The sequence below is a fragment of the Streptosporangium heterodermiicola genome (genome assembly GCF_051390675.1).
Lineage (GTDB): Bacteria > Actinomycetota > Actinomycetes > Streptosporangiales > Streptosporangiaceae > Streptosporangium.
The window spans coordinates 18243-43057 of sequence record NZ_JBPJSR010000002.1 but is presented as its reverse complement, the minus strand read 5'-3'; the positions used below and the strand labels follow the sequence as shown (position 1 = coordinate 43057).

General features: G+C 69.1%; 20 protein-coding genes and 2 pseudogenes. 12 read left to right on the top strand and 10 right to left on the bottom strand.

The window, feature by feature from the left end; all coding sequences use genetic code 11:
* Positions 1–457: 457 nt before the first annotated feature.
* The gene (locus ACSC1Q_RS04025; protein WP_436757278.1) at positions 458–1765 is read left to right on the top strand and encodes an HEXXH motif domain-containing protein; all 1308 of its coding nucleotides are present in this window, start codon (positions 458–460) and stop codon (positions 1763–1765) included.
* A gap of 115 nt (positions 1766–1880) precedes the next feature.
* Here the strand turns inward: ACSC1Q_RS04025 and fxsT are convergent, their stop codons facing one another.
* Positions 1881–4418, bottom strand: a complete 2538-nt coding sequence (gene fxsT, locus ACSC1Q_RS04020; RefSeq protein WP_436757277.1) for an FxSxx-COOH system tetratricopeptide repeat protein — start codon at positions 4416–4418, stop codon at positions 1881–1883.
* A gap of 160 nt (positions 4419–4578) precedes the next feature.
* A complete protein-coding gene (locus ACSC1Q_RS04015) occupies positions 4579–4764 on the bottom strand; it encodes a hypothetical protein (RefSeq protein ID WP_436757879.1) in 186 nt (61 codons plus the stop codon).
* On the opposite strand from ACSC1Q_RS04015, the gene fxsA reads away from it, so the two are divergent.
* The 3 genes and pseudogenes from fxsA to ACSC1Q_RS04000 all read left to right on the top strand — a co-directional run bounded on the left by fxsA (position 4675) and on the right by ACSC1Q_RS04000 (position 7860).
* A complete protein-coding gene (gene fxsA / locus ACSC1Q_RS04010) occupies positions 4675–4854 on the top strand; it encodes an FxSxx-COOH cyclophane-containing RiPP peptide (protein ID WP_436757276.1) in 180 nt (59 codons plus the stop codon). The genes ACSC1Q_RS04015 and fxsA overlap by 90 nt on opposite strands.
* 77 nt (positions 4855–4931) lie before the next feature.
* Positions 4932–5639 (top strand): annotated as a pseudogene (locus ACSC1Q_RS04005) (SIR2 family NAD-dependent protein deacylase); the annotation flags it as partial.
* A gap of 235 nt (positions 5640–5874) precedes the next feature.
* Positions 5875–7860: an nSTAND1 domain-containing NTPase gene (locus tag ACSC1Q_RS04000; RefSeq protein ID WP_436757275.1), complete on the top strand. Its 1986-nt coding sequence runs from the start codon at positions 5875–5877 to the stop codon at positions 7858–7860.
* On the opposite strand, the gene ACSC1Q_RS03995 is transcribed toward ACSC1Q_RS04000, so the two are convergent.
* Positions 7796–8614 (bottom strand): hypothetical protein, encoded by an 819-nt coding sequence (locus tag ACSC1Q_RS03995; protein ID WP_436757274.1) that lies wholly within the window; start codon positions 8612–8614, stop codon positions 7796–7798. The two genes, ACSC1Q_RS04000 and ACSC1Q_RS03995, sit on opposite strands and share 65 nt — an antisense overlap.
* A gap of 176 nt (positions 8615–8790) precedes the next feature.
* Complete coding sequence (locus ACSC1Q_RS03990; RefSeq protein ID WP_436757273.1) at positions 8791–9210, bottom strand: DoxX family protein; 420 nt, start codon at positions 9208–9210, stop codon at positions 8791–8793.
* Positions 9211–9288: 78 nt separating this feature from the next.
* Here ACSC1Q_RS03990 and ACSC1Q_RS03985 point away from each other — a divergent pair, with 78 nt between their 5' ends.
* A complete protein-coding gene (locus tag ACSC1Q_RS03985) occupies positions 9289–9792 on the top strand; it encodes a MarR family winged helix-turn-helix transcriptional regulator (protein WP_436757272.1) in 504 nt (167 codons plus the stop codon).
* A 132-nt stretch (positions 9793–9924) separates the two neighbouring features.
* Here ACSC1Q_RS03985 and ACSC1Q_RS03980 read toward each other — a convergent pair whose 3' ends face one another.
* On the bottom strand, positions 9925–11259 hold the full coding sequence (locus ACSC1Q_RS03980; protein ID WP_436757271.1) for a glycoside hydrolase family 6 protein: 1335 nt from the start codon (positions 11257–11259) through the stop codon (positions 9925–9927).
* A gap of 487 nt (positions 11260–11746) precedes the next feature.
* On the opposite strand from ACSC1Q_RS03980, the gene ACSC1Q_RS03975 reads away from it, so the two are divergent.
* The 4 genes from ACSC1Q_RS03975 to ACSC1Q_RS03960 all read left to right on the top strand — a co-directional run bounded on the left by ACSC1Q_RS03975 (position 11747) and on the right by ACSC1Q_RS03960 (position 17510).
* Positions 11747–13309 carry a sensor histidine kinase gene (locus ACSC1Q_RS03975; protein WP_436757270.1) on the top strand — a complete coding sequence of 521 codons (1563 nt, stop codon included), beginning with the start codon at positions 11747–11749 and terminating at the stop codon, positions 13307–13309.
* Positions 13306–13971, top strand: a complete 666-nt coding sequence (locus tag ACSC1Q_RS03970; protein WP_436757269.1) for a response regulator — start codon at positions 13306–13308, stop codon at positions 13969–13971. Before ACSC1Q_RS03975 ends, ACSC1Q_RS03970 begins: the two co-directional genes overlap by 4 nt.
* Before the next feature lie 207 nt (positions 13972–14178).
* A complete protein-coding gene (locus ACSC1Q_RS03965) occupies positions 14179–16107 on the top strand; it encodes an alpha/beta fold hydrolase (RefSeq protein WP_436757268.1) in 1929 nt (642 codons plus the stop codon).
* A 152-nt stretch (positions 16108–16259) separates the two neighbouring features.
* Positions 16260–17510, top strand: coding sequence for an FUSC family protein (locus ACSC1Q_RS03960; protein WP_436757267.1), 1251 nt, complete (start codon positions 16260–16262; stop codon positions 17508–17510).
* Positions 17511–17841: 331 nt separating this feature from the next.
* On the opposite strand, the gene ACSC1Q_RS03955 is transcribed toward ACSC1Q_RS03960, so the two are convergent.
* On the bottom strand, positions 17842–18003 hold the full coding sequence (locus tag ACSC1Q_RS03955; RefSeq protein WP_436757878.1) for a hypothetical protein: 162 nt from the start codon (positions 18001–18003) through the stop codon (positions 17842–17844).
* A 40-nt stretch (positions 18004–18043) separates the two neighbouring features.
* Between ACSC1Q_RS03955 and ACSC1Q_RS03950 the strand changes: the two are divergent.
* Positions 18044–18621: pseudogene (locus ACSC1Q_RS03950) on the top strand (RtcB family protein).
* 726 nt (positions 18622–19347) lie between these two features.
* On the opposite strand, the gene ACSC1Q_RS03945 reads toward ACSC1Q_RS03950, so the two are convergent.
* Both ACSC1Q_RS03945 and ACSC1Q_RS03940 read right to left on the bottom strand, forming a co-directional pair.
* Positions 19348–20331: a phage terminase large subunit gene (locus ACSC1Q_RS03945; RefSeq protein WP_436757266.1), complete on the bottom strand. Its 984-nt coding sequence runs from the start codon at positions 20329–20331 to the stop codon at positions 19348–19350.
* A 105-nt stretch (positions 20332–20436) separates the two neighbouring features.
* The gene (locus ACSC1Q_RS03940) at positions 20437–21048 is read right to left on the bottom strand and encodes a ParB/RepB/Spo0J family partition protein (protein WP_436757265.1); all 612 of its coding nucleotides are present in this window, start codon (positions 21046–21048) and stop codon (positions 20437–20439) included.
* 278 nt (positions 21049–21326) lie between these two features.
* Between ACSC1Q_RS03940 and ACSC1Q_RS03935 the strand changes: the two genes are divergently transcribed.
* On the top strand, positions 21327–21941 hold the full coding sequence (locus tag ACSC1Q_RS03935; RefSeq protein ID WP_436757264.1) for a hypothetical protein: 615 nt from the start codon (positions 21327–21329) through the stop codon (positions 21939–21941).
* A 7-nt stretch (positions 21942–21948) separates the two neighbouring features.
* Positions 21949–22413 (top strand): hypothetical protein, encoded by a 465-nt coding sequence (locus tag ACSC1Q_RS03930; RefSeq protein ID WP_436757263.1) that lies wholly within the window; start codon positions 21949–21951, stop codon positions 22411–22413.
* Between the two features lie 10 nt (positions 22414–22423).
* Here the strand turns inward: ACSC1Q_RS03930 and ACSC1Q_RS03925 are convergent, their stop codons facing one another.
* Both ACSC1Q_RS03925 and ACSC1Q_RS03920 read right to left on the bottom strand, forming a co-directional pair.
* Complete coding sequence (locus ACSC1Q_RS03925) at positions 22424–22795, bottom strand: hypothetical protein (protein ID WP_436757262.1); 372 nt, start codon at positions 22793–22795, stop codon at positions 22424–22426.
* A gap of 860 nt (positions 22796–23655) precedes the next feature.
* Positions 23656–24813 carry an acyl-CoA dehydrogenase family protein gene (locus ACSC1Q_RS03920; RefSeq protein ID WP_436757261.1) on the bottom strand — a complete coding sequence of 386 codons (1158 nt, stop codon included), beginning with the start codon at positions 24811–24813 and terminating at the stop codon, positions 23656–23658.
* Positions 24814–24815 lie beyond the last annotated feature (2 nt).

Here is a 24815-nt window from a genome sequence, read left to right as displayed (position 1 = left end):
GCACCACTTTGTGCCGTTAGTCAAGATTAAAACTCGTAAAGCTTGCTTCAGTCGCGCGTCACAGTCGTACAGTGCGATGAGTTCTTCCACTGCGGGAGGGCTCACCCTCCATCTACCCTGTAGCAGGCTTTCGGGTATCCCACATAACACCGCGCCAAGGTGGAGGCTGATCGACGGTGCGTGATCGGCCTCCGGACCCGGTCACCGGCGGGCTCGTCGCCGCCGGCCGGAGACCCGCCCCTTTTCGCCGGTTCGTTGTGAGGATCTCCAGCGGACACGATCTCTCGTGCGAATATTGCTGTATCAACGAAATGGCCGGCTCCGGCCGGCGGAGCCATCCGGAGCGCGTGTCGCGGGAGACCCGCCACGGCCGTGAGAATCGCCGGACGCGTTCACGGCCTCGACGGCGTCGAGATCCCGCCGCACGGCGGAGAACCACCCGACTGAAGGGGGCGCGATGAATCTGCGCGAGCACCGGATTCCGGTGAAGGTGTTCTCGGAACTGGCCCGCGGCGGCGGGGGCGCCCCAGCGGTCGGCCGCCTCTCCGCCGCCCAGTACAGCAAGCACGTGCTTCTCGTACGCGGGGTGCTGGAGACGGCCCGCGCGTCCGGCCACGCGGAGGCGGCCGCCGCGCGCCGCGCCTACGACCTGCTCGCCACCGTCCAGCGCCGTCACCCCGGCGCCGTCGACACCGTGCTGCGGCACTCGTCGGTGGGCGCCTGGGCGCGCCGGACGATCAGGATGCTCCGCGCGGGCGACACCCGCGCGGCGCCGGGACAGCTCTCGGCGCTCGCCGCCGCGGCGGCGATCCACTCCCGTACGGCCTGCGACGTCGACGTGCCCGCGACGGACGGGGTGGTCACGCTGCCGTCGCTGGGGCAGGCGATCCTGTCGCCGACCGTCTCCTGGGCCACCGTCGAGTGCGCCGCCGAGGGCGCCGAGGTCACCGCGGACCGGACGGTCGTCCGGATCCCCGGCGACCCGCGCCTGGACGCGCCGGGCTGGCGGGGCCTGCGCTCGCTGTCCGCCGAGGCGGGCGGCATGCCGCTCCGCCTGGTCGTCGACGACCTCGACCCCTACCGGATGCCGGAGACGGCCAACATCGGCGGCAGGCTCGGCGGGGCCGAGATCGAGCGGTGGCAGTCGACTCTGCGCACGGCCTGGGACCTGCTGGTGCGCCACCACCGGACCGTGGCCGAGGAGGTGTCCACCGCGATCACGGTCCTCACCCCGCTGGTCGCGCCCCCCATGGGCCTGGCGAGCTCGTCGTCACGGGAGACCTTCGGCTGCGTGGCCCTGTCGACCCCGCCGGACGCGTCCTCGCTCGCGGTCACCCTGACGCACGAGACACAACACGCGAAGCTCTCCGCGCTGATCGACCTCGTCCCGCTCACCCTTCCCGACGACGGTGCCCGCCACTACGCCCCCTGGCGCGACGACCCCCGCCCCGTGCCCGGGCTGCTCCAGGGGGCGTACGCCTTCCTGGGCGTGACGGGCTTCTGGAGGCGCCAGCGCGCCCTGGAGTCGGGGGAGGCCGCCCTGCGCGCGAGCGCGGAGTTCTTCCGGTGGCGCGAGGCCTCGCGCCTCGTCACCGGCACCCTCCTCGGCAGCGGGCGGCTCACCCCCGCCGGTGAGAGTTTCACGGCCGGGATGGCGCGGCGCCTCGACGACTGGGCGCTGGAGAGCGTGCCCGCCCGCGCGCGGGCCCTGGGCCGGGAGCGCGCGGACGAGCACCGCGCGCGCTGGCTGGAACGCAACGGCTAGCGCCCCGAGCGCGGGCGCCGCGAAGCGTCCGGCCCGGGGAACGACCGGGCGGGACGCGGAGCGCGGGCGCCGCGGCGCCTCCTCGGGAACGCGCCGTTCGCGCCGTTCGCGCCGTTCACAGGGCGGGCGGGTCGAAGTCGAAGTCGAGCCGCTCGCTCCTCAGGGCGACCTTCGTGTCGGGATGGTCGTTGCCGAGCACCCGCTGGTAGCGCTCGAAGGTGTCGGCCTCCAGCAGCCCCGCCTCCTCGTCGGCGCCCTCCGCGCGCAGGTCGATGACCAGGTTGTTCGCGCCGGCCAGGGTGAGGGGGTGGTCGATCCCCAGGAGTTCCCGCAGCTGGCCGAGGGTCTCCTGGCCCAGCTCCCTGGCCCGCAGGACGTCTCCCCTGGCGGCGAGGTCGCTGGCGAGGTTGATCGCGCAGGTGAGCGAGTAGTGGTGCTCGCGGCCGAGCGTGCGGTCGAAGCCCGCCAGGGACCTCAGGTCGAACCGGTTCGCGTCCTCGATCTCCCCGTTGACCCGCAGGAGCAACGCCAGGTTCATGTCACAGCCGAAGGTGAAGGGGTGCTCGTCCCCGTACCTGCGGGGGTATCGGGCCGCGGTGTCGCGGAGCAGCTCCAGCGCCTCGGCGATCTCCCCCCTGGTGCGCTGGGCGTTGGCCAGGCACAGGGCCGCGGCGAGCGTGTCGTGGTGGTCACGGCCGAAGATGCGGTCCTGGCGCTCGTACGTCCGCTGGGCGATCTCGAACGCCTCGTCGACGAGGCCCGCCCTGCGTTTGGCGATGGACAGGTCCTTGGCCACCCGCAGCGTCCACGGGTGGTCGGGCCCCAGCTCCTGCACCCCGAACTCGTACGCGTCCTCGCCGAGGTCGCAGGCCTCGGAGTAGTCGCCCCTGAGCCTGACGATGCGGGCCAGGCCGTTTCGTGACGCCAGCATGACCAGCGAGCTCGACCTGGAGATCGAGGAGTGCTGCTTCGTGTAGAGCACCTTCTGCAGCTCGAACGCCTGCCGGTAGTCGCCGAGCAGCATGTAGTCGACGGAGAGGTTGTTCATGGCGCGCAGCGTCCGGCGGTGGTCGGGGCCGAACGCCTCCTCGTGCCGGCGCAGCGACTCCCTGTCGTGCTCCAGCGCGGCCGCGAAGTCGCCGCGCATCCGCATGTCGGCGCCGTGGCTGTTGACGAGGAGGAGGGTCTCCTCGTGGTCGGGCCCGAGGACCGCCCGCATGCGGGCCAGGGTGTCGCGGTTGAGCTCGAAGGAGGCCCGGTAGTCGCCGAACTCCCGCAGGACGATGCCGAGGTGCCGCTGCGCGGAGAGCACGTCCCGGTCGTCGAGGCCGCTGTCGCCCCGCCACCTGCGGATGAAGCTCTCCACGAGATCGACGGCCGACCGGTAGTTGCCCGACGAGTAGAGGTAGCGGACGACGTCGAGGGCGAACTGGCGGATGCGGGGATCCCGGCTCTCCTCCACCTGGGAGGGCCGCACGTGACTGAGTAGCTCCCCGTAGCGCGGCCAGGAGCCGTTGTCGTCGGGCAGGCCGGGCGTCGCGGCCGCCAGCAGGAGATGGACCTCCCCTCGGAAGGACAGGTGCTCCTCGTCGCTCAGCTCGTCACGCAGGAGCGCCTGGACCAGCCGGTGCACCTGGATGGTCCGGTTCTCCGAGTCGATCCGCACGAGGGCGTAACGCCCCAGCTCCCTGATGGCCTTGCTCAGCAGGATCGGGTCGGCGAGGAGCGGGCCGAGGCGCGACTCCGGCACGAACTCCGCGGGCAGGATCCCGAAGACGTCGCGAGGGATCGGGTCGGGGCCGAAGAAGGCGCAGCAGCGCAGGAGCCTCACGGCCTCGGGCAGCTTCGACTTGAGCTGGGAGACCGACAGCGACCACGCGGCGGTCATGGACAGCGGGTAGTCGGACGCCTTGTTGGCGTCGAGCAGCTGGACGGTCTGCTCTTCGAGCAGGTGGAGGTATTGGCCGACGGACATGCCCGTCTCCGTCTGCAGGGCCCCCGCCTGCTCCAGCGCGAGCGGGAGGTCGCCGAGCTGCTCGGCCAGCCGGTTCCTGTCGTCGGGGGTGGTCGACCTCGGCACGCGCTTGCTGAGGAACGCGATGCTCTCCGCCCGGGTGAAGACGTCGACGGGCAGGGTGTCGACCACGCTCTGCCAGGCGTGGTTGCGCGAGGTGATCAGAACGTGTCCCGGGCCGCGCGGGACGATCTCGTTGATGTCCTCCGGCTGCTCGGCGTTGTCGAAGACGAGCAGCCACCGGGAGTACGGCTCGCCGCGGCGCAGGGCGTCGAGCACGGCCCTGGAGGCCTCCTCCACCCCCATCGCGGCGGAGGAGGCCACGCCCAGGTGCGGGGCGAGCGCGGCCAGCGACGAGCGCACCAGGATCGGCTGGTCGGCGGGGATCCACCAGACCAGGTCGTACTCGTGCCGGAAGCGGTGGGCGTACTCGATCGCGACGTGGGTCTTGCCGACGCCGCCGAAACCGTGGAGGGCGTGCGGCACCACCGCGGTGACCTCGGAGGTGACCCCGGTGTGCAGCTTGTCGAGGAGATCTTCGCGACCGGTGAAATTCTTGTTCTGCTGCGGGACCTTGCCCCAGATCCGGGGCTGGCGTCCCGGTGGCCGGGGAATTCCCGAAGGCCCTGAAATGGACACGCGACCGCCTCCACTCGCCCGATTGTCGTCCAGCCTAGACTCCCGGCCGGAGCGGTTGCATGTACGGGGAAGTCAGACTCTCATGGCGACATGCCAAACGAAGGATAAGACGTGAATGATTTTCTATCTTTGTGATGCCAAGATAACCGGATACGCTGGGTTAGAAGTGCTCGGTGAAGGTGGAAAGATGATGGTGTAAGTGGTGCGCGCGGCGCGAGTGGCTCGCGTGAACCGGGCCACGGGCAGGGGAGTCCGCATGGGCGAGGAAGTCGTCGCAGACGAGGTCGATTCCATCGGGAGCAATCTCATCGACGTCACCGGGCTGAGTTTGAGCGACCTTGATCACATAGATAATCCCCACCTTAAACGTGCGTTAAGGCGGATACTTGAAGACGATAGCGCCGGACCGGCCGCGGGATTCACATCGTCCATATGAAAGATCTTGACTTTCGCGCAGTCATGACGGGAAATAGAGTCCTATAAGGGACTGTTTCCCGATGACCAGGGTGGCCCATGGACGATGTCGACTGGGAACGTCCGATCGACCAGCTCGGCAGGGGTGACCGCGCCCCTTTCCTCGGAGCGGGAGCCTGTGCCGGCACCCTTCCCACCGGCACCGTCCTCAGCAACCGGTACGCCCTCCGCTACGGCTACCCGTTCGCCGGCGTCGGCGACCTGGCCCGCGTGATGCAGTACGGCGAGGCCGTGGTGCGCGATCCGGTCGACCTCAAGGAGACGGTCTGCGGCCACCTGCGCTCGCTCGGGCGGCCTCCGGTGGGCGATCCCGGGGAGCCGCACCGGCTGCTGGCCGGTTTCCCGGTGACGACCTTCCTCACGACGAACTACGACGACTTCCTGGCCGAGGCGTTGCGGGCGGAGGGCAAGGAGCCCCACGTGGCCGTCTCCCCCCGGTGGGACACCGACCCGGCCGCGGCCCCCCTCCTGCAGGAGCCGACGGTGGAGCGGCCCGTCGTCTACCACCTGCACGGCAGCTGGGCGGAGCCCGCGTCGCTGGTGCTCACCGAGGCCGACTATCTGACGTACCTCGTCGACATGGTCGACGCCGTCGCGGCCGACGGGCGGCATCCGCTGCCGACACCGATCCTGCGGGCGATGACCACCCGGCCGCCGCTGTTCGTGGGCTACGGCCTGCAGGACTGGACGTTCCGGGTCCTGTTCCACGGCCTGGTGCGCAACACCCCCCGCAGCAACAAACGGCGGCACGTGGGCGTGCAGCTCATGCCCGAGGTCAACGGGCCGGCGGGTAACGCCGGTGGCGGTGGCGCCGGGAGCGCCGGGACGCCGGGGACGCCGGGGACGCCGGGGACGCCGGGGACGCCGGGGACAAGGCCAGGCGCTACATCACCCACTACCTCGACCGCTGGAACATCTCGATCTTCCTGGGTACCGCCGCGGAGTTCTGCTCGGAGCTCCGGCGGAGAATGGGACGGACGTCATGACGACCGCGACTCGCGACGGCGAGGAGGCCATCAGGCCGTACGTGGGGCTGCGCCCCTACGACCGGAGCGAGCACGCGCTGTTCTTCGGGCGGGAGCGCGAGGCCCGCGACATCGCCACCATCTGGCAGGCCACGGGCCTCACCGTGCTGTTCGGGGCGTCGGGGGTCGGCAAGACGTCCCTTCTGCACGCGGGTGTCCTGCCGCGCGTCGAGCCCGAGCGCGCCGACGTCCTGCCCATCGCCCGCGTGTCGCCCCGGGGCATCACCTCGCTGCGCCCGAGGGTGACCGGCAACCCCTACGTGCTGGCGCTGCTGTCGGCCTGGGCGCCGGAGCGGCCGCTGCCCGCGCTGGCCGGGATGACGGTCTCGGAGTTCCTGGCGGAGCGCCCGGAACGCCTCGACAGGTACGGCGACCCCGTGCCCGTCCTGGTCGCCGTCGACCAGGCGGAGGAGCTGTTCGGCGGCCCGCTCGACCGGGAGGAGGAACGCCACGGGCTCCTGCGCCAGCTGGCCGCGGCGGTGGAGGACCACGACGGCCTCCATCTGCTGCTGTCGCTGCGCGAGGAGTATCTGGCCTCCGTCCTGCCGCACGAGCGCCCGCTGGGCCGGGGCTCGCGGGCGCGGTTCCAGCTGCCGCCGCTCACCCGCGCCGCGGCGCTCGACGCCACCACGAGGCCGCTCGGCGGCACCGGACGGTCCTTCGCCCCCGGTGCCGCCGAACGGCTCGTCGACGACCTGCGCACCGTCCCGATCTCCAACGACGAGGGGCAGACCACCACGCTGACCCTGAACACGGTGGAGCCCGTCCAGCTGCAGGTCGTCTGCTCCGCGCTGTGGGAGTCGCTGCCCTCCGGGCTCAGGGAGATCAGCGTGGAGCACGTGAACCTGCACGTGAACGTCGACCGGTTCCTGACCGGCTTCTGCGACCGGATGCTCGCGCGCGTCTCGGCCGAGTCCGGTGTCACGTCGAGCGAGATCCGCTCCTGGCTGCGCAGGACCTTCGTCACCGAGCACGGGACCCGCAACACCGTCTACGAGGGCCTGCACGAGACGGCCGGCATGCCGAACGCCGTCGCCAAGGCGCTGGAGGACTCCCACATCCTGCGGGGCGAGCACCGGCTCGGGATCCGCTGGTACGAGCTGCAGCACGATCGCCTCATCGGCTCGGTGCGCCAGGCGCGGCACCCGGCCGCCTACCTCGGCGACGCGCGGCTCGCCCTGGCCAGGCACAACTGGGAGACGGCCCGCGGGCTCGCGGAGGAGGCCGTCCGCGCCTCGGGAAGCGGCGAGACCTGGGTGAGCGCCGAGGCCCTGCTGATCCTGGGGGAGGTCGCGACGGCGGAGGGTGAGGCGGAGACCGCGCTGGGCCGGTTCGAGGAGGCGGCCGGCATGTTCGCGACGCTCCAGCGGTTCAACGGGGTGGCCTCCGCGCTCACCGGGGAGGGACGGCTCTGGCTCTCGCAGGGACACCACGACAGGGCGGTCGAGCGGCTGCGCGCCGCCCTCTCCTGGGTTCCCAACGACCTGCCCGCGCATCTGGCGCTCGGGCAGGCCCTGTGGCACCTGGGGCAGCCGCGCGCCGCCCTCGCCCTGCTCAACGGGGCCGTGGCGCTCGCGGACGAGCCTCCCGCCGAGGCGCTCGCGCTGCGCGGCGAGATCCTGGCCGACCTCGGCAAGGCGGCGGAGGCCCTGCGCGACCTGGACCTCGTACGCAGGCATCAGCGGCCGGGCACGATCGCCGCCAGGGCGCTGGCCCTCGCCCTGGAGCGGCGGTTCGACGCCGCCCGGCAGGAGATCCTCGACGCGCTCGCCGACGAGTCCGACAGCGGTCCCGTCCTGGTGCGGGCCGCGCGCGTCCACGCCCTGCTCGGAGGGGCCGCGACGTCGGAGGGGCTCGCCTCGCGGGCGCTCGGCGCGGTCACTCCCGGGCTTCCGCCGCATCTGCGGAAGCAGGCCGAGGAGCTCCTGCGGAGGACGGCGTGACGTCGTCGCGCCTCGCCGCCTCCCACATGTGGTCGAACTGGTTCAGCCAGTAGGCGAACCAGCGCTCGTCGCGCCCCCGGGTCAGCTCCAGGTGCATGCGCGACGAGGTCGACGCGTTGTGAAAACCGTGGATCTCCACGATGACGCGGCCCCTGGGGGTTTCCGGGTCGACGAGCACGAGACTGAATCCCGGGCTGTAGGAAAGCAGGCGGTATTCGAACTCACCCGCCGTTTGCCAGTCGCTCATCAGCCGGAGGCGTTCCATCGTGCTGTCCAGTGCGGCGGGGAGCCGCTGGACGGGAAACTCGACCGAATCGTCCAGCTGCTTCGCGGTCTGCCGCACCGCCGCCTTCTCCAGGGGGTCGAGAATGACGATCCTGACGTTTCCCTTTTCCCGGGCGAGCACGGTGTTGCGTATGAGCTCGCAGGTCTGCGCCGACAGCAGGTTGACCGCGGAAGGCGCGAACACGCGCACGTCACGCGCCTGCGCGAGCAGCGAGGACAGCGGCACCACGTCGTACACGGAACGGTCGTGCAGCAGGCCGGCGTGTGACTCGGCGAGCTCCTCGGGCAGGGTGAGCCGGTAGAGGAGCAGCCCGAGCCCGGAGAACAGGACGGCCCATCTGAGGTTCTCGTCCAGTTTGTCGCTGAAAATCGAGAGAAAGGCGAAGGCGAAGACGACGACCGTGAGCGCGTACGCGTCGATATGCTGCCGGGCCTTGAGATCCCTGCCGATTCTTCGTAGCCAACGCACACCGACCCCCAGCTCTTTGAGCGCTGTCGAAAACAGCTATGCCCATTGTCCGGGGTGGAATCTCGTGATGCTCGACATCGTGAATTCCGGTCGGCCGGGCCCGCCCTTTCGGAAATTCGGAAGGGCCCGGCCTCCGCGGTCCCGGTGGCCGGCCCGGCCGCTCGGACCGATGGTCGCTAGACGGTGGCCGGCTGGCGGCGGCGCTGCCAGAGGGTGTCGACGGCGAGCGCACCGCCGCCGCTGAAGGCGACGGCCAGGGTGCCGGCGGCGAGCGCGAGGACGAACTCGTAGCCGCCCTCCCCCACCGAGAAGCCGTTGGCGAGGTGGACGAAGACGATCGCGCCGAGCATGACGAGCGCGAGCAGGACGCCGAACACCGGCAGCGCGGCGCCCAGGATGAGCGCGATGCCGCCGACGACCTCCAGGGTGGCGACCGCGGGGGCGGCGACGCCCGCGAGCGGGATTCCCGAGGATTCGAAGAAGGCGGCGGTCTTGTCCACTCCCGTCAGGAACTTCTGCGCGCCGTGGATCAGGAAGATCACACCGAGGGCGATCCGCGCCAGCAACAGGGCGTATGGCCGTGCCTGGTCAAGCATGATGACTCCTCTTGTCATTCGAATTTGTACAAAACCATAGCGTTTAGTTCAAATTTGAACAAGCAGTACAATGTTCCGGTGAGCGACGCGAGATGGCTCAATGAGAGCGAGATGGCCGCGTGGGTGGCCTATGTGGCCGCGACGCACCTCCTGGAGCGCCGTGTCGAGGACCAGCTGAAAACCGACTCGGGCCTGACCCACGCCCAGTACGAGATCCTGGCGAAGCTCTCCCAGCAGCCCGGCGGGCAGCTGCGGATGACGGAACTGGCCAACCGGTTGATCGTTTCGAAGAGCGGCCTCACCTACCAGATCGGGCAGCTGGAGCGGAGGGGGCTCGTCACGCGGGCGGCGTGCCCGTCGGACGAGCGGGGCGTGCTGGCCGTGCTCACCGAGGAGGGCACGCGCTGCCTGGAGCGGACCGCGCCGGGGCACGTGGCCGTCGTGCGCGCCTTCCTGATCGACCGGCTCACCCCCGAGGAGATCGAGACGATGCGGCAGATCATGACGAAGGCCACCACGGCCATGGAGGCGGCACCGGCGGGCCCGCTGCGGGCCCGCCCGCCGGGCAAAAGCCCAGGGTAACGCGCGGGACGGGCCCGAGGGACCGGTTCTCCCCTTCCGCCACGCGGTCGCGGAGAAGGCGGAAGAATCCGGTACGGCTCGCGCGGGGGGCATACCGCGCGAGCCGTACCGGATCACGGCCGCACCGCCTCCTCAGGCGGCGGTACAGCCGACCGAGGAGGGCGTGCCGTTGCTCCCCGACCAGTTGCCGGTGAACCCGAAGGTCGCCGAGGCGCCCGGGGAGAGGTTGCCGTTGTGGGACACGTTCCGCACCGAGACGCTCGCGCCGCTCTGGGTGTGCTGTCCGTTCCAGAGCTGGGTGATGGTCTGGTTGCCGGGGAAGGACCAGTTCACCGTCCAGCCCGCGACGGCCGCGCTGCCGCTGCTCCGCACGGTCACCTCGGCCTGGAAGCCGCCCTGCCAGGAGCCGACCAGCTTGTAGGCGGCCGTGCAGGCCCTGCCCACACCCGGCGTCGGGGTCGGGGTGGGGGTCGGGGTCACGGTGGGGGTGGGCGTGGGGTTCGGGGTGACGGGCGGGGCCGCCATGGCCAGGTCGTAGGCGCGCTGCGGGACGAACTGCCCGGCCCCGGCGATGCAGCCGTCGGCCTCGCCCGGCAGCTTGATCCACAGGAAGGCGTCGATCGCCGCGTCACCGGTGGCGTTGGTGCTCGGCGTGCCGATCGCCCGGCCGCCCGGGTCGCACCACTCGCTGCCCTGCGGGCCGTTGCCGTTGCGGCTGGTGTCGATCACCGCGCGGAGCCGGGAGACACCGGTGGCGGAGATGATGTTCTTGGCGTACGCGATCTCGGTGGAGCTCCACCGGTAGTTGGAGACGTTCAGGGCGATGCCGTCCGCGCTGTTCGCCACGTCCGCGGCCCTCAGGCGGTTGGCGGCCTCCGACGCCGACAGCCATCCCGAGTGGCCGATGTCGAAGTAGACCTTGGCCGAGGACGAGGCGGCCCTCAGCTTCTTGCCCGCGTACGCCATGGAGGCGTTGGTCTCCTGCTGCTGGGAGGAGTTCATGCAGTTGGTCATGATCGGGAGCACGTCGGGCTCCAGGATGATCGACGCCGGACGTCCCTGGAGGCCGGCCGCCAGCTCGTCGATCCACTGCCGGTAGGCGGTGTGGTTGGGCGCGCCGCCCGTGCTGGCGCCGCTGCAGTCGCGGTTGGGGATGTTGTAGACGACGAGGATCGGGATCTTGCCCGCTCCCGCCGCCGCCCCGACGAACGCCGACACCTGGCCGCGTACGGCGGAGGTGTTGGTGGTGGTGAACCACCGGGCCTGCGGCACGGCGGCGATCCGGTCGCGGATGACCGGCGCCCTGGAGTCTCCGGGGTTGGCCGCGACCCACTTGGCGGCGCTGGTCTCCGGATCGACGTAGAAGGGTGAGTCGGCGGCGGACGCGCCTGAGGCGACGGCGACCGCGGCACCTGACATGATCACCAGAGCCGCGCAGAGCGTGGCCAGGATCGATCTTCTTGGCATGGATCGGCTCCTTAAAGGAGGTGTGGGAGCGCTCCCACCATAGGCGGCGCCCCCCTCCCGGACGTAGTCGGCACCGGCGCCGCCTCACACCGGGACACGCTGACCTGTGCGAACACCCCTGGCGCCCGCTGAAAGTTTCACCACGTCAGGCTCCTTCCGGTGTGGGCGGGGCGTCCTGTTCCCTCGGCGGGGAAGAGCCCGCGGGACGACGACGTCCCGGTCTGAGCGGTCTTGAAGCCTCTCGCTCCCCGGCCCCTCGCGTCCCGGAGGCCATGGTCTGGAACCCCGCGGTCCCCGGCCCCTTCCGTCGCGGAGGCCATGGCCTGGAGGCCCGTGGTCTGGAACCCTGGTCTCCTATGGCCCGCGCCCCTGAGACCTCCCCCCGTCCTCGCGACGCCCCCGGCCGGTCGCGCGCCGGACTCCCTCTCCCTCCCGCGTGCCGCCCGGCCCCGCTCCGGGCCTGGCCACGCCGCGGACGACCGCGACGGTGAGGGTTCCCAGGACGGCACGGACCGTGCTCGGCGGGGCACGGACCACGCTCGGCGAGACGCGGACGGCGGTGGGGGCGTGGTTCGCGGGCAGGCTCTCCGCGCTCAGGGGGAGATGGCCGGCGGCGAGCCGTTCGCGCGCCGCCGACGTGCTTCTCGCGCTGGGCGTGTGGGCGGCGTACGTCGCCCTGGGCATCCTGCAGGGCAGGTTCGGCACGCGAGAGCTTCCCCTCGTGACGTTCGCGTTCTTCACCGTCTCGTCGGCGGCGCTGCTGTGGCGGCGGACCAGGCCGGTCGCCGCGGTGGCCGTCACCGTGGTCTGCGACTGCGTGATCGTCGTGGCGACGGGCTGGCAGGGGTACGGCCTGCAGGCGATGCTGGCCCTGTACGCGGCAGGCAGGCACGGCGTGGCCCGGCGCGCCTGGATCGCGGCCGTGGCGGTGGGGTTGTTCTACCCGTCGGTGTCGACGGCCGTCCAGCTCGCCACCGGCACCGAACGCCAGGACTCCGGCTCCCTCGGGGTGTTCGTCCCGCTGCTGCTCGTCGGGCTGGGCAGGCTGGTTCGGCTGCGCCGGGAGAACGCCCGCAGGAGGCAGGCCGAGCTAGCCGAGGAGGTCGTACGGGCCGAGCGGCGCCACATCTCCCGCGAGCTGCACGACGTGGTCGCCCACCACATCAGCACGATGCAGGTCCTGATGGGGGCGGCGCGCACGACCATGGCCCGCGATCCCGCCGGGGCCGAGGCCGCCCTGCTCAGCGCCGAGCGCGCCGGGCGGGAGGCGATGGCGGAGATGCGACAGTTGCTGCACGTGCTGCGCGCCGACCGGGTGAGCGACCCGGCCGATGCGGGCTCCCCCACCGGCCCGGGGCCCGGCTTCCCCGGGCAGGCGGGTCTCTCCGGCAGGGCGGGCTCCTCCGATGGGACGGGTTCCTCCGTCCGCAGGGCCGCCGCGCTGCCGTCGCTGGTGAGCCGGGCCCGCGAGGCGGATCAGCCCGCCGTCCTGGAGGTGACCGGCACCCCCGGCCGGCTGCCCGCCGCGGTCGACCACGCGATCTACCGGATCGTCCAGGAGTCGCTGACCAACGCGCGCAAGCACGCGGGGAACGTCCCGGTGAGGGTGCGGATCGGGTACGAGCCCACCGCGGTCGAGGTGGAGGTGGTCGACGACGGGCCCGGTACGGCCCCTGCCGGGAAGAGGTACGAAGGCCACTCAAGCGGAGGTTTCGGGCTGGGCGGCATGGCCGAACGTGTGGCACTCTGCGGTGGGCGGCTGGAGACGGGTCCGCTGCCCGGCGGGGGTTTCCGGGTCCACGCGTGGCTGCCCCTCCCGGTCCTGGGAACGGGCGCGCGGCGGGACACCGGCGAGGGACCGCCCGGACGGGAACCGGCCGACCACCCACCGGCCACGGGCGGGCCGGTCGAGCGGGAGACGACCGGGCGACCACCGGCAGCGGACGGGCCGGTCGGGCGGGAAACGGCGGACCAGGAAGCGACCGGCCGGCATACGTCCGGGCGGGAACGCGCCGGAGGGGAATCCGCGGAGCGGGAGGGAGAGAAATGATCAGGGTGCTGGTCGTCGACGACCACGCGGTGGTGCGATCCGGCTTCCGGATGATCCTGAACGCCCAGGACGACCTCTCCGTGGTGGGAGAGGCGGGCGACGGCGAGGAGGCGCTCGCCCTCGCCCGCGACCTGCTCCCCGACGTGGTGCTGATGGACCTGCACATGCCGGAGACCGACGGCGTCACCGCCACCGGGTGGATCACCGCCGAGCTGCCCGGCGTGCGCGTGCTCGCGCTGAGCACCTTCGACCTGGACGAGTACGTCGTCGAGGCCCTGCGCGCCGGCGCCTCGGGCTTCCTGCCCAAGGACATCTCCCCCGAGGAGCTGCTGGAGGGGGTGCGGGTGGTGCATCGCGGCGACTCGGTCGTCGCACCACGGCTGCTGACCCGGCTGATCGGCACCTTCGTCCGCGCCGTACGACCCCGGCCCGCGACGATGCCGCCCGAGCTCGCCGGCCTGACCGACCGCGAGCGGGAGGTGCTGGTGCTCATCGCGCGCGGGCGGTCGAACCCGGAGATCGCCGAAACGCTCGACGTGGCGGCCTCCACCGTGAAGAACCACGTGACCAGCCTGTTCGCCAAACTCGGCGTCCGTGACCGCGCCCAGGCCGTGGTCATCGCCTACGAGGCGGGCTTCGTCACCCCGGGCACCACCGGCTGACCCTCCCCGCGCCGTCACCCCCGGACATCACGGACCACCTCTTCGGCGCCTCCCCGGGCACCCACCCGGCCGACCCCTTCGAGCTCTTTCCGAAGTCCCGTCTGGGACCGTGCTCCCAGACGGGAGCGCGACCGGTGCCCGGCTCCCAGATGGGAAACCGTCCCTCGCGGCGAGGGGCGGGATCCGATCGTGGACGAGCCTGGAACCATGAACGGAAACCAGCGATCCATCACACTCCGGGCCGCGACGGCGCTCGTCGCGGCGGGAACCTGCGGGACGCTCCTCCTCTCGCTCCTCACCGCCCCGAACGCCGCCGCGCGGCCCACGACCACCACCACCGACGAGGCGACCGGAGGGCCCGGGAAGGGCGTGAGCGGGTTCCGGCATCCGTGCGCCGCCGCGAAGACCCGCTGCGACGGGGAGATACGGGTTCCGCTCGACTGGGGCGATCCGGCCTCGGAGCGGATCACGGTGGTTTTCGCCTGGCTGCCCGGGAAGGACACCTCCCGCCCGGCCTCCGGGACCGTGCTGGCCAATCCGGGCGGGCCGTCACCTGCGCTCCCCGCCGTACCGTCCCTGGCCGAGAGTCTGGGGCCGGTGCTCGACCGGCACAACCTCCTGGTGGTGGAGCCGCGCGGGCTGGGCAAGTCCAGCCCGCTGCTCTGCCCGGGACTCGATCTGGAGCGCCCGGAGACCGTCAGCGCCTGCGCCGCGCACCTGGGCCCCCGCAGCCGGTTCTTCACCGCCGACCAGGCCGTCACCGACATGGACGCCGTCCGCGACGCCCTGGGCGTGCCGAAGGTGACGTTCTACGGCATCTCGTACGGCACCCTGTTCGCCCAGGCGTACGCCACCCACCACCCGGGCACCCTCTCCGGGGTGCTGCTCGACAGCATCGTGCCCACGGGCGAGGACGGCTACGTCACCAAGCCGATCCGGTTCCGCGCCGACCTGCTCGACGTGGCCTGCGACCCCTCACGCGCCTGCCGGCGCCTGCCGGGTGATCCCTCCGGTCTCGTCTCCAAGCTGGTGCGGCACCTGCGCGCCCACCCCGATCCGGAAGTGCGGCTCCCCTCCCTCTCACACCTGACGAACAACGTCCCTCTGCCGATGATCGGCCGTGAGGGAAGCGCGGCCGTCGCCGCCTACCTGGACGGCGATCCGCTCCCGCTGCGCCGCCTCACGCGGGTGATCGACGGAGCACCGTCCCAGTCGCTGCGCGCGGCGGAGCTGGCGGGCCTGCTCTCCTACGTGTGCGCCGACACCACCTTCCCGTTCGAGCGCGCCGCCCCGGCGGAAGAGCGGCGCCGTCGGCTGGACCGCTACTACGACAGGGAGCGCCCGTTCAGGCCGTTCACCGTCACCGACCTGACCGGACCGGCCGCGGGAAGACCGACGCTCGGCATGCAGGACGTCTGCGTCGACTGGCCGGCTCCCCGCGTCAGCCCGCCCGTACCGCCGGGTGCCGAGTACCCCCGGGTGCCGGTCCTGGCCATGGGAGGGGACTTCGACTCGACCACCCCGGCGGAGGCCACCGCGGTGACCCGGCGCTTCCCGGGCTCCACCTTCTCCCGGGTCCGCTTCGCCGGTCACAGCGTCACCCAAGGCGCCCAGGCGAACGAGTGCGTCCACGACGCGATGCGCGCCTTCCTCGCCGACCCGGCCGCCTTCGACGGCAGGCCCCGCTGCGACGAGTCGAACTACCGCGCCCTCGGCTCCTTCCCCCGGACCGTGGCGCAGGTGCCCCCGGCGCGTGACACCGCCCTGGGCGCGAAGGAGCGGCGGGTCCTCGCGGCGGCCTTCGCCACCGCCGCCGACGCGACCGCCGGGCGCAATCCCCTCGGGTACCCGTTCTGGCTGCCGGCGACGCGGGAGGGCCTGCGCGGCGGTGAGCTGACGTTCGACGACAAGGCGGGCGCCGTCCGGCTGCGGGACGTCCGCTTCGTCGGCGACCTCACGGTGAACGGCGAGGTCCGCCTGGGCACCGCCGCCACGGCCCGGCTGACCGTCACCGACGGCGACGGCGGATCCCACGCGGTGGAGCTGGCCTGGAAGGCGTTCCTCGCCGAGGACGACACCGCCGTCTCCGGCACCTTCGCGGGCCGCGCCTTCACCGCGACGATCCCCGCGCACTGACACCCCGGCCCGCCCGTACGACGGCCCGACGGGGGCCGGGCCGTCGTACGGGCGGTGATCCTCCCGGCCTCCGTTCGTCACGAGCCCGGCGCAGGTTTCCAGTCATCACATCAGGTAAATGCCACATGGTGATTAATCGGTACATGAGCGGAATGCGGACGACAATTCGCCGCGAGGTGCGGTATCTACGCGGCCAGGTGGCCGGCCTGGGCCAGCGAGGTTCCGAGCAGCGCTTCGAGGTGCGTCAGATCGCCAAGGCGACCCTGGCCGCGGCGCTGGCCTGGTTTCTGGCCGATCGGCTGCTGCCGCACGAGACGGTGTGGATCGCCCCGGCCACCGCTGTGATCATGGTGCACGCGACGGTGTACCAGACGCTGACCAACGGGGTGCGGCGGGTGTGCGCGGTGGCCGCCGGTGTCATCCTGGCCGGCAGCGTCGGCCACCTGATCGGCCTCAACGCCCTCAGCCTGGTACTGGTCGTGCCACCGGCGCTGATCGCCGCGCGCTGGCGGCGGATGGGCCGGCACGGCACGGACGTGGCGACCACCGCGGTGTTGATGCTGTCGTTCGGCGCCGGCTCCCAGGAACGCTACCTGCTGGCCTACGTGGTGGCCACCGGCATCGGCGCGCTGTCCGGAGCGATGATCAACGCGATGGTGTTTCCGCCGCTGTACCAACGCCGCCCCGATGAGGCGGTGCGTCGGCTGAGCAAGGAGGCCGCCGCGCTGCTGGAGGCCGTGGCGGGCGGGTTGCGCGATGGCTGTGACCTGTCGGACCTGCCGGGCTGGCAGCGCCACGCCGCCCGGCTGGACGCCCACCTGGCCCGGGCGAGTACGGCCATCGCCGACGGCGCGGAAAGCCGCCGCTACAACCTGCGCCGCAACCGCGTCCCCGAGACGAGTGACGATCACGAGGGGCTGCTGGAGGCGATGAGCGAGATCGGCGTGCACATCCACGCCCTGGTGCGGGCGCTGGCCTATGCCGCCCAGCGCCAGCGCCGCCACGCCGACGGTCCGCCGTGGATCGGCGACGAGTTCGCCCGCGACTACGCCGCGCTGCTGGACCTGCTCGCCCAGGCGCTCCAGGCGCAGATGCGCACCGCCGACGAGCCCGCGAGGCTGAACGCGGTGATCTCCGCCGCGCTGGAGCGGGCCGGCGCGATCCAGGAACAGATGACCGAAGAGGTCAGCACCGGCCGGCTGGACCAGCCGCACGGCTGGGCCGTGACCGGAAGCCTGCTCACCGACGCCGAGCGGATCCTGACCATCTTGACCACCCTGCACGCCATCACCGAAATCGCCGAGGCCGCCGACACCTCCGACACCTCCGACACGGTCATCGCGGACCGAAGCGGGGCGGGGGTGGCCGCAGGTCGTGAATCCTCACCGGCAGCGGACCGGTGAAGCCGTCCCGACCCAGGCGCGGGCCTTGCCGAACGGCCCGCCGACCACACGCCTGGTGCACCGACAGGCCGTCCGGCCGGTGGCCGAGCCTGCCGGAGACGGCCGGCGAAGCCGGATCGTCCGGAAAGGCGCCGAGCCCGGTGAAGGCCGGGCTCGGCGGCACGCGTCTCGGTGCCGGGCACGTCGCCCTGACGAGCGCAGCCCGGCCACGAGCCGGTACGCACCTCACGGGTGACCGGGACGTCGGAGGCGAGCACGTCCTGGACACCGACCACGCGTCCCTCATGAAGGCGCGATCCCCTCGGCGGCCACCCCGTAGGCCCGCGCGGCGTCAGAGGCCGGAGAGCCCCGGCTCCCGGGCGATCAGCATCCGCCGCACCTCGCTCGTGCCCTCGCCGATCTCCAGGATCTTGGCGACGAAGTTCGCTACCGTGCGGCTTCGTCGCCACTTTCCCTCTGAGCTGGGAAATCTCTTGCTGTTACTTGCGATCACTTGCCATTGGTAGCCGCCCTCCGGCAGAACTGGAGGCAAGATCGAACGTTGCCCGGACCTGGCCTACCTCGCGCAGGGCACCCCGGAGTTCGGCGCGTACCTCGAAGACATACCGTGGGCGCAGCGGTACGCGCTGGCGTCCCGCGCCCGCATGGCCGAGGTCCTGGTAGCGTCGCTGTTCGAGGTCGTCGGCCAGGGTGAGGCCGTACGGACGATCAACGCTCACCACAACTTCACGCAGCGCGAGAACCACTACGGCAAGAGCCTGTGGATCACCCGGAAGGGCGCCATCAAGGCGACCAGGGCGACGAGGGGGTCATCCCCGGCTCGATGGGCACCCGCTCGTACATCGTGACGGGCCTGGGCAACGCCTCCTCCTGCAACTCGTCATCGCACGGGGCCGGCCGCCGCATGTCGCGTGGCCAGGCCCGGCGTGAGTTGTCGGCCGAGTCGCTGACGGAGGAGATGCGCGACCGGACGTGGAACGCTGACCGGGCGGGCGTCCTGGTCAACGAACACCCGCTGGCGTACAAGGACATCGACCAGGTGATGGCCGACCAGCAGGACCTCGTCACCGTGCAGCACACGCTGCGGCAGATCTCCAACTACAAGGGCTGACTTTCGTCTATTGGGAAAAGTCAGACAGGGACCGTGCGTAGCGGCTCGATGACTGGTTATGCATAGTGCTAGGTAGAGGCCACAAGCACAGCCACGGAAGGTTTCTGATCTTCTGACTTTTGACACACTTTTGCGTCGTGCCAAAAGTGGGCCGAAAGTCCGCGAAACTCTGTACAGTAGCGAAGGAGTTGACAGGCATTTAGCATGATTATGCACATAGAGAGGACCTTTCGGCGTCTCATGTCTTGGTGTGCGACCGTTGGACATGGTCAGCCGGGAGGCCTCAGAGGTGATGCATTTCCTGGGATGACTTCCTAGAGGAAGTCATCCCAGGGTCCACCCTCACTCACCCGTCGCCACAGCCAGCGGAGAGCCTCAATGATCCCTCGCACCGCGAGGTAGAGGCCGACTTTCCCGGCTATCGCGAGAACCCGGGAAGGCGACGCAGGTCGTTCCTCGTTCGGAGACGGGGGAACTGGATGTGTCACAAGATCTTCCTCTCGCGCCAACTGGGCACGCCCGGCTTCTTCGATTCGCCGGACCGCCCGGCAAGTCGACCTGACAGTGCAGCGACATGAAGATGATCTATGGTGACTCACATGGAGAACACTGTATTTGCCTACATCACTCCATGAACGCCTTTCCTGAGAACAAAGATATTTAATCGTCACCGAAAAACACTCAAATCAGCCGATTGATTCATATGGGAGAAAAAACTTCATCTGTTCAACGAAAGCTCGCGGCGGACGGGTCGACAATCATCCACTCGGGGACAACTCCGCGCGTACCCGGCCCGTAGGTGTCGGGCAGGTCCTCCAGCCACCGGGTGAGCCGCCTGGAGTATTCATCGTCGGTGAGCTGTCGGCGCTCCACGCGGGAATCCCATCGGAACTCCGACGCGAGGTAGACGCGGCGCTGCCCAGGCAGATCAGGGGTGGAGACGCCCACGAGAACCGCGTCGAAGGGGTTGACCGTCCCATAGTCGATGCCCAGGCTCAGCCAGCGCTCCATGGACGGCAGCGAGTCCACGACCATCTTGTCCGGATCCCACATGTCGTAGATCGCGCCTTCGGCGACGACCCACAGGCCCAGGATGAACCGCTTGTACCAGAGGCCCGTGTACTCCAGCTTGAGGTTCGCAACGTAGAGCGGGTCCAAGGCGGGGTTGTCGTCCAAGGTGAAGTGCCAGTGGGCCAGGTCGAGCTCGGCGGCCCGGTCGAGGAAGTGCTTCTTCAACCAGTGCGTCGGCGAGTCCGGGTTCGTCGAGGCGAACAGCTTCGCGCCCTTGACGCTCAACCTGGCGAGGAGCTGGTCCCAGAAAGACCGCTCGATCAGCGTCGCCTCGTCGACGTAGGCCCCGGCGCACGTCATGCCGCGCGGCCGGTTCTCCGCGCGGGCGTCGTTGGAGCTGATGATCTCCACGCGGCGGCCGAGGATGTTGGCCGTCGGCGCGCCCCTGGTGTAGAGAATCCTGCGCGACAGCGGGCCGGTGATCGCCGGGTCCATCAGCGGATCGAAGATGTTTCGGGCGATCGTGTCGGCCGTCTTGCCGACGACCACCAGGGCGCCGCCCCGAGGAGCGTTCGCCACGTACATCAGCCACCTGAGCAGGGACGCGATCGTTTTTCCCGATCGGATGGCCCCGCTCCGGATGTTCAGGCGCGCGGTGAACTCGGCGATCGAGCGTTCCTGCTTCGGCGACAGCGACACGACCTCGCCGTCGTGGCCTCGCCGTCGTGGCCTCGCCGTCGCGGGCCCGGACCTTCCCGAGGAGGTCGGTCAGTTCGTCGTGCTCGGCGGCCGTCACCGTGAGGATCAGGTCCGCGGTGGTGCCCGCCTCCGGGCGGGGCGGCGGGGAGGCGTCCGCCCGGTCGGCGTCGTCGTGTTCCTCGTCCCTGAGGTCGTGCTCCTTAACGGGGGGCAGCGGGCTCGGCCGGCTGCTGCTCGCGGTCTCCGGTTCGGGAGCGGGCGGCGGGGCGGGGCGGGGCGCCGAGGGTCTGCGGGCTCGTCGGTGACGATCTCGACGCCGCCGAGGTCGTCGAGCAGGTCGGTGAGGTCGTCGTCGGACCAGCCGGTGCCGCTCAGGTCAGGCAGGCCCTGGAGGAGGTTGGCGAGCACCTGATCGTCGTAGCCGCCCAACTCGGCCGAGCGGTTGTCGGCCAGCATGATGCGTTTGGCCTGCTCGTCGGTGACGTCGAGCAGCACGGCGGGCAGCTCGGTTAGACCTTCCTCGCGGACGGAGTGCCATCGGTGCTCGCCCGCGATGATCCGCATTCGATTCGCCTGAGCCAGTACAACGCCGTAGAACCCGTTCTCCCGCACCGACTCGCGAATCACATCAAGCTCACCCTTGTGCGGGTTGTCCGGGTGCGGCCGCAGGTCACTAACAGCGACCATGCGATAGATCCGCGAAACGATCTTGGTCACTTATCCTCCGTCTTCTTTTTCGAGTGGTAGCTGCACCAAGCCACTTGGCCACCAAGATGAATCTCTTTGAGGTCTTGACATCCCCAGTCGCTACTCGGGTTTCTACAAACCGGCCACAAAAGAGCACGGGGAGTGATCTATTGGCAGCTTTTTGCGTTGTGATCTGTATCACTTAAGGAAAAACTTCCCAAATTTGACCTATCTGTATAAGTTTACTCACTGTTGATCTTTTTAGAAATCAACATATTCCAATCAGTCTCCTTCAAGATGAGGGTGCCATGCGTATCGGTAAGATTTTCGTCGCTGTTCTTTTTATTACTCCTACCCTGGCTCCGGCTACTGCAGCTATCGCCGATGTAAATGACGATAACGTCAAGACCATCGTCATCGAAGGCCACAATCCCGGATTGAGTACCAAGCTCGTCATCACTCTCGACGGAGCAGGTGTTTCGCCGTCCGAGGCAGAAGAAATCCGTGAATCGCTAAGCGGTGAAAGCGTAAATGCCGTCCCCTTGGCGGCCGGCATGCCCATCTACTGCGGAGGCGAGTATTCTCATTGGGATTCCAACGGAACATTCACAATCGGCTACCAGTGCTTGAGCAGCAAGCGATCACTGCCTTGGGGATACGTTATCGACCCGCAGCTTCAGTGGGTAATCGTCAGCAACGTCACCGAAAATGGGATGTACTGGTGGAAGAATAATGTAAGCATGCCGAAGAATGCTTCGCATGTCGTACCTAAGGACTATCACTTCCACGGGAACTTCAACCCTGTAGCCAAGGGAAACAACATCCACTACAATGACTACATGACCTTCCGCGTGAACATCCCCGGTAGCGGTACCGGGACTGCCTCACTCACGGTAGTCGGGGACGTCACACTTAAAGACTAGAAGGATAATGGATCAGAATCAATTGTTTGATCGCATTCACTTCATCGCTCAGACGATCCTAGACCGTCTGAGCGATGAGGTGTTTGAATGGCGTGTATTAAATATAGAGAACGATTCCCAACTCGATCAACCGGAACCGTTAATACTGGACCTTCGGTCGACTTACGGGAATAACTCATTCTTCTCTTCTGGAGATTTACCACCAGGCGTAAAAGTCGAAGTAGGCGCAACTAGGGCCAAAAATACTTATTTCGCAACCTATCCATTAGTTGTTTCAGAGCCAGACGCAATCGTAACACTCGCTTCTCAGATTCAAGATCATTTGATTGAGGAGTCGTGGGGTAGCCCCCTTCCCGCATGTCCAGGACATACACATCCTTTAAGCGCTGACAATATCAATGAAGTAGCTGTATGGCGATGTCCGGCGAGTTCGGAGTATTACACTACCCCTATCATTAGCAGCAATCATTGATTTACTTCCGTTAGAATTCGGTATATTCAGGATTTTCTTTGCTGCCCGGGCAGCTTATTGATTGAGGGCCGTCATCGGTTGATCCACAAGGACTCGACCGCGTGGGCCCGGGCGTCGGAGGCGGATCTTCCTCGTCCTCGATCGCCTGCTCGACCAGCCACCGCCCGAACAGCTCGGCGTGCCGGACCTTCATCTCCAGCGGATCCAGGCCGGTCCGCTCGCAGTAGCGGAACCACTTCCGGATGTCTCGCCGGTAGGCCGCCCGGGTGTTCGGCGACTTGCGGCTCTCCGGCCACATCACGGTGATCTCGATGACGAGGGGTGGGAGGCCGAGGGGACGCGCGACGGTGCCGCCCGTGGGGGCGACAAGCTCGGCGGTCACTGGCTTGCCTCGTTGGCGCGAGGGTCGCTCATGTTGATCTTCTTTCGCGAAGGCAAATGATCACTCGCGAGGGTGACAGACAAAGGGGAACACAACCTGGATTATTTTCCTACTTTTTGGATCATGAATGCGCGATCAAACCGAACGTGGTTCCAGAGCACGAGCGACAAGGTAGCGATCCGATCACGGGCCGACGCGCACCCAGCTCGACACGATCAAATGGGCGGGTGGGTCTCAAATTTCGCCGAGCCCTCGCCCTACTTCTTCTTGCGTTGGCCTTTGGATTGCTTATGACTTCAAACCTTCGCGACAGCGGCGTGTATGACTCGTGGTCCCCCTTGTACTCAATCGCTGGCCTCTTTGCTAGTCTCAGCTCCGTCTTCCAGGTGATCCACTAGATACGACACCGACCGCGACCCCACATCAGCGCCCCGGCCCAATGCCGACCGAGCAAGCCACCGCACAGCGCGGCGATGCCCATCCTCGAACACCAGGAGATCCCCACCAGGTCACCCAGCATCTCCGCCATCGGCGACACCGCAGGCTTCGGCCTCGACTCCGACAGGCGCGACCACTTCTACGGCGGCTGATGACCATCGACCTCCCTCGCCGTCTTCGACGCCAGCATGCCCACCTCCAGCAAAGCCGACCGCGTCAACGCCCGGCAGAGCCCGCACACCAGCGGATCACCCGGCCGCCACACCACCGCAGGCGTCACCGGCTTCGGCGATCGACAAGCGCACAGCCATCTTCGTCTCGCGGTCGGACATGACTGAGACAGAACTGAGCTCTCACCGAAAGATCATCGGTTGATAGTCAAACCACTGGATGGCCTTCGATGCGAGCGGGATTTAAGCAGGTCAGAGGCCGGAGAGCCCCAGCTCCCGGGCGATCAGCATCCGCTGGACCTCGCTCGTGCCCTCGCCGATCTCCAGGATCTTGGCGTCGCGGTAGAAGCGGCCGACCGGGTACTCGTTCATGAACCCGTACCCGCCGAAGATCTGGGTGGCGTCGCGGGCGTTGTCCATGGCGGCGTCGCCGGCGACGAGCTTGGCGATGGCGGCCTCCTTCTTGAACGGCTCACCCGCGAGCATCTTCTCGGCCGCGTGGTGGTAGGCCAGGCGGGCGGTGTGGGTGCGTACCTCCATGTCGGCGATCTTGAACTGGATGGCCTGGTAGTGGCCGATAGGGTGGCCGAAGGCGTGGCGCTCGCGGACGTAGCGCAGCGACTCGTCCACGCAGCCCTGGGCCAGGCCGGTCGACAGGGCGGCGATGGCGACGCGGCCCTCGTCGAGGGTCTGCAGGAACTGCGCGTAGCCGCGCCCGCGCTCGCCGAGCAGGTTCCCGGACGGGACGCGGCAGCCGTCGAAGGAGAGTTCGCGGGTGTCGGAGCAGTTCCAGCCCACCTTGGAGTACTTCTTCGACACGGTGAGGCCCGGGGTGCCGGACGGCACCAGGATGGTGGAGATCTCCTTCTTGCCCCCGGCCCGCTCGCCGGTGATCGCGGCGACGCCGATGACGCCGGTGATGTCGGTGCCGGAGTTGGTGATGAACGCCTTCGTGCCGTTGATCACCCACTCGTCGCCGTCCAGCACGGCGGTGGTCCGCATGCCGCCGGGCACGTCGGAGCCGCCGCCGGGCTCGGTGAGGCCGAAGGCGCCGAGCATCTCGCCCGACGTCAGCCGGGGCAGCCACTCGGCGCGCTGCTCGGGCGTGCCGAACCGGTAGATCGGCATCGCGCCCAGCGACACCGCGGCCTCGACGGTGATCGACACGCTGGAGTCGACCCTGGCCAGCTCCTCCAGGGCGAGGCAGAGCGCGAAGTAGTCGCCGCCCATGCCGCCGTGCTCCTCGGGGATCGGCAGCCCGAACAGGCCCATCGCGCCCATCTGCCGCACGATGTCGTAGGGGAACTGCTCGCGCTCGTAGAGGTCCCCGATCACCGGGGCCACCACGTCACGGGCGAACGCCTCGACGGTCTTGCGAAGCTCCTCGTACTCCTCGGTCAGCTTGGGCATGG

Coding starts and splice junctions, on each gene's coding strand:
- ACSC1Q_RS03980 (WP_436757271.1), bottom strand. CDS start 11,259: ATGCCAAGAAGATCGATCCTGGCCACGCTCTGCGCGGCTCTGGTGATC.
- ACSC1Q_RS03930 (WP_436757263.1), top strand. CDS start 21,949: ATGGATCAGAATCAATTGTTTGATCGCATTCACTTCATCGCTCAGACG.
- ACSC1Q_RS04000 (WP_436757275.1), top strand. CDS start 5,875: ATGACGACCGCGACTCGCGACGGCGAGGAGGCCATCAGGCCGTACGTG.
- ACSC1Q_RS03990 (WP_436757273.1), bottom strand. CDS start 9,210: ATGCTTGACCAGGCACGGCCATACGCCCTGTTGCTGGCGCGGATCGCC.
- ACSC1Q_RS03965 (WP_436757268.1), top strand. CDS start 14,179: ATGAACGGAAACCAGCGATCCATCACACTCCGGGCCGCGACGGCGCTC.
- ACSC1Q_RS03935 (WP_436757264.1), top strand. CDS start 21,327: ATGCGTATCGGTAAGATTTTCGTCGCTGTTCTTTTTATTACTCCTACC.
- ACSC1Q_RS03970 (WP_436757269.1), top strand. CDS start 13,306: ATGATCAGGGTGCTGGTCGTCGACGACCACGCGGTGGTGCGATCCGGC.
- ACSC1Q_RS03920 (WP_436757261.1), bottom strand. CDS start 24,813: ATGCCCAAGCTGACCGAGGAGTACGAGGAGCTTCGCAAGACCGTCGAG.
- ACSC1Q_RS04025 (WP_436757278.1), top strand. CDS start 458: ATGAATCTGCGCGAGCACCGGATTCCGGTGAAGGTGTTCTCGGAACTG.
- ACSC1Q_RS03960 (WP_436757267.1), top strand. CDS start 16,260: ATGCGGACGACAATTCGCCGCGAGGTGCGGTATCTACGCGGCCAGGTG.
- fxsA (WP_436757276.1), top strand. CDS start 4,675: ATGGGCGAGGAAGTCGTCGCAGACGAGGTCGATTCCATCGGGAGCAAT.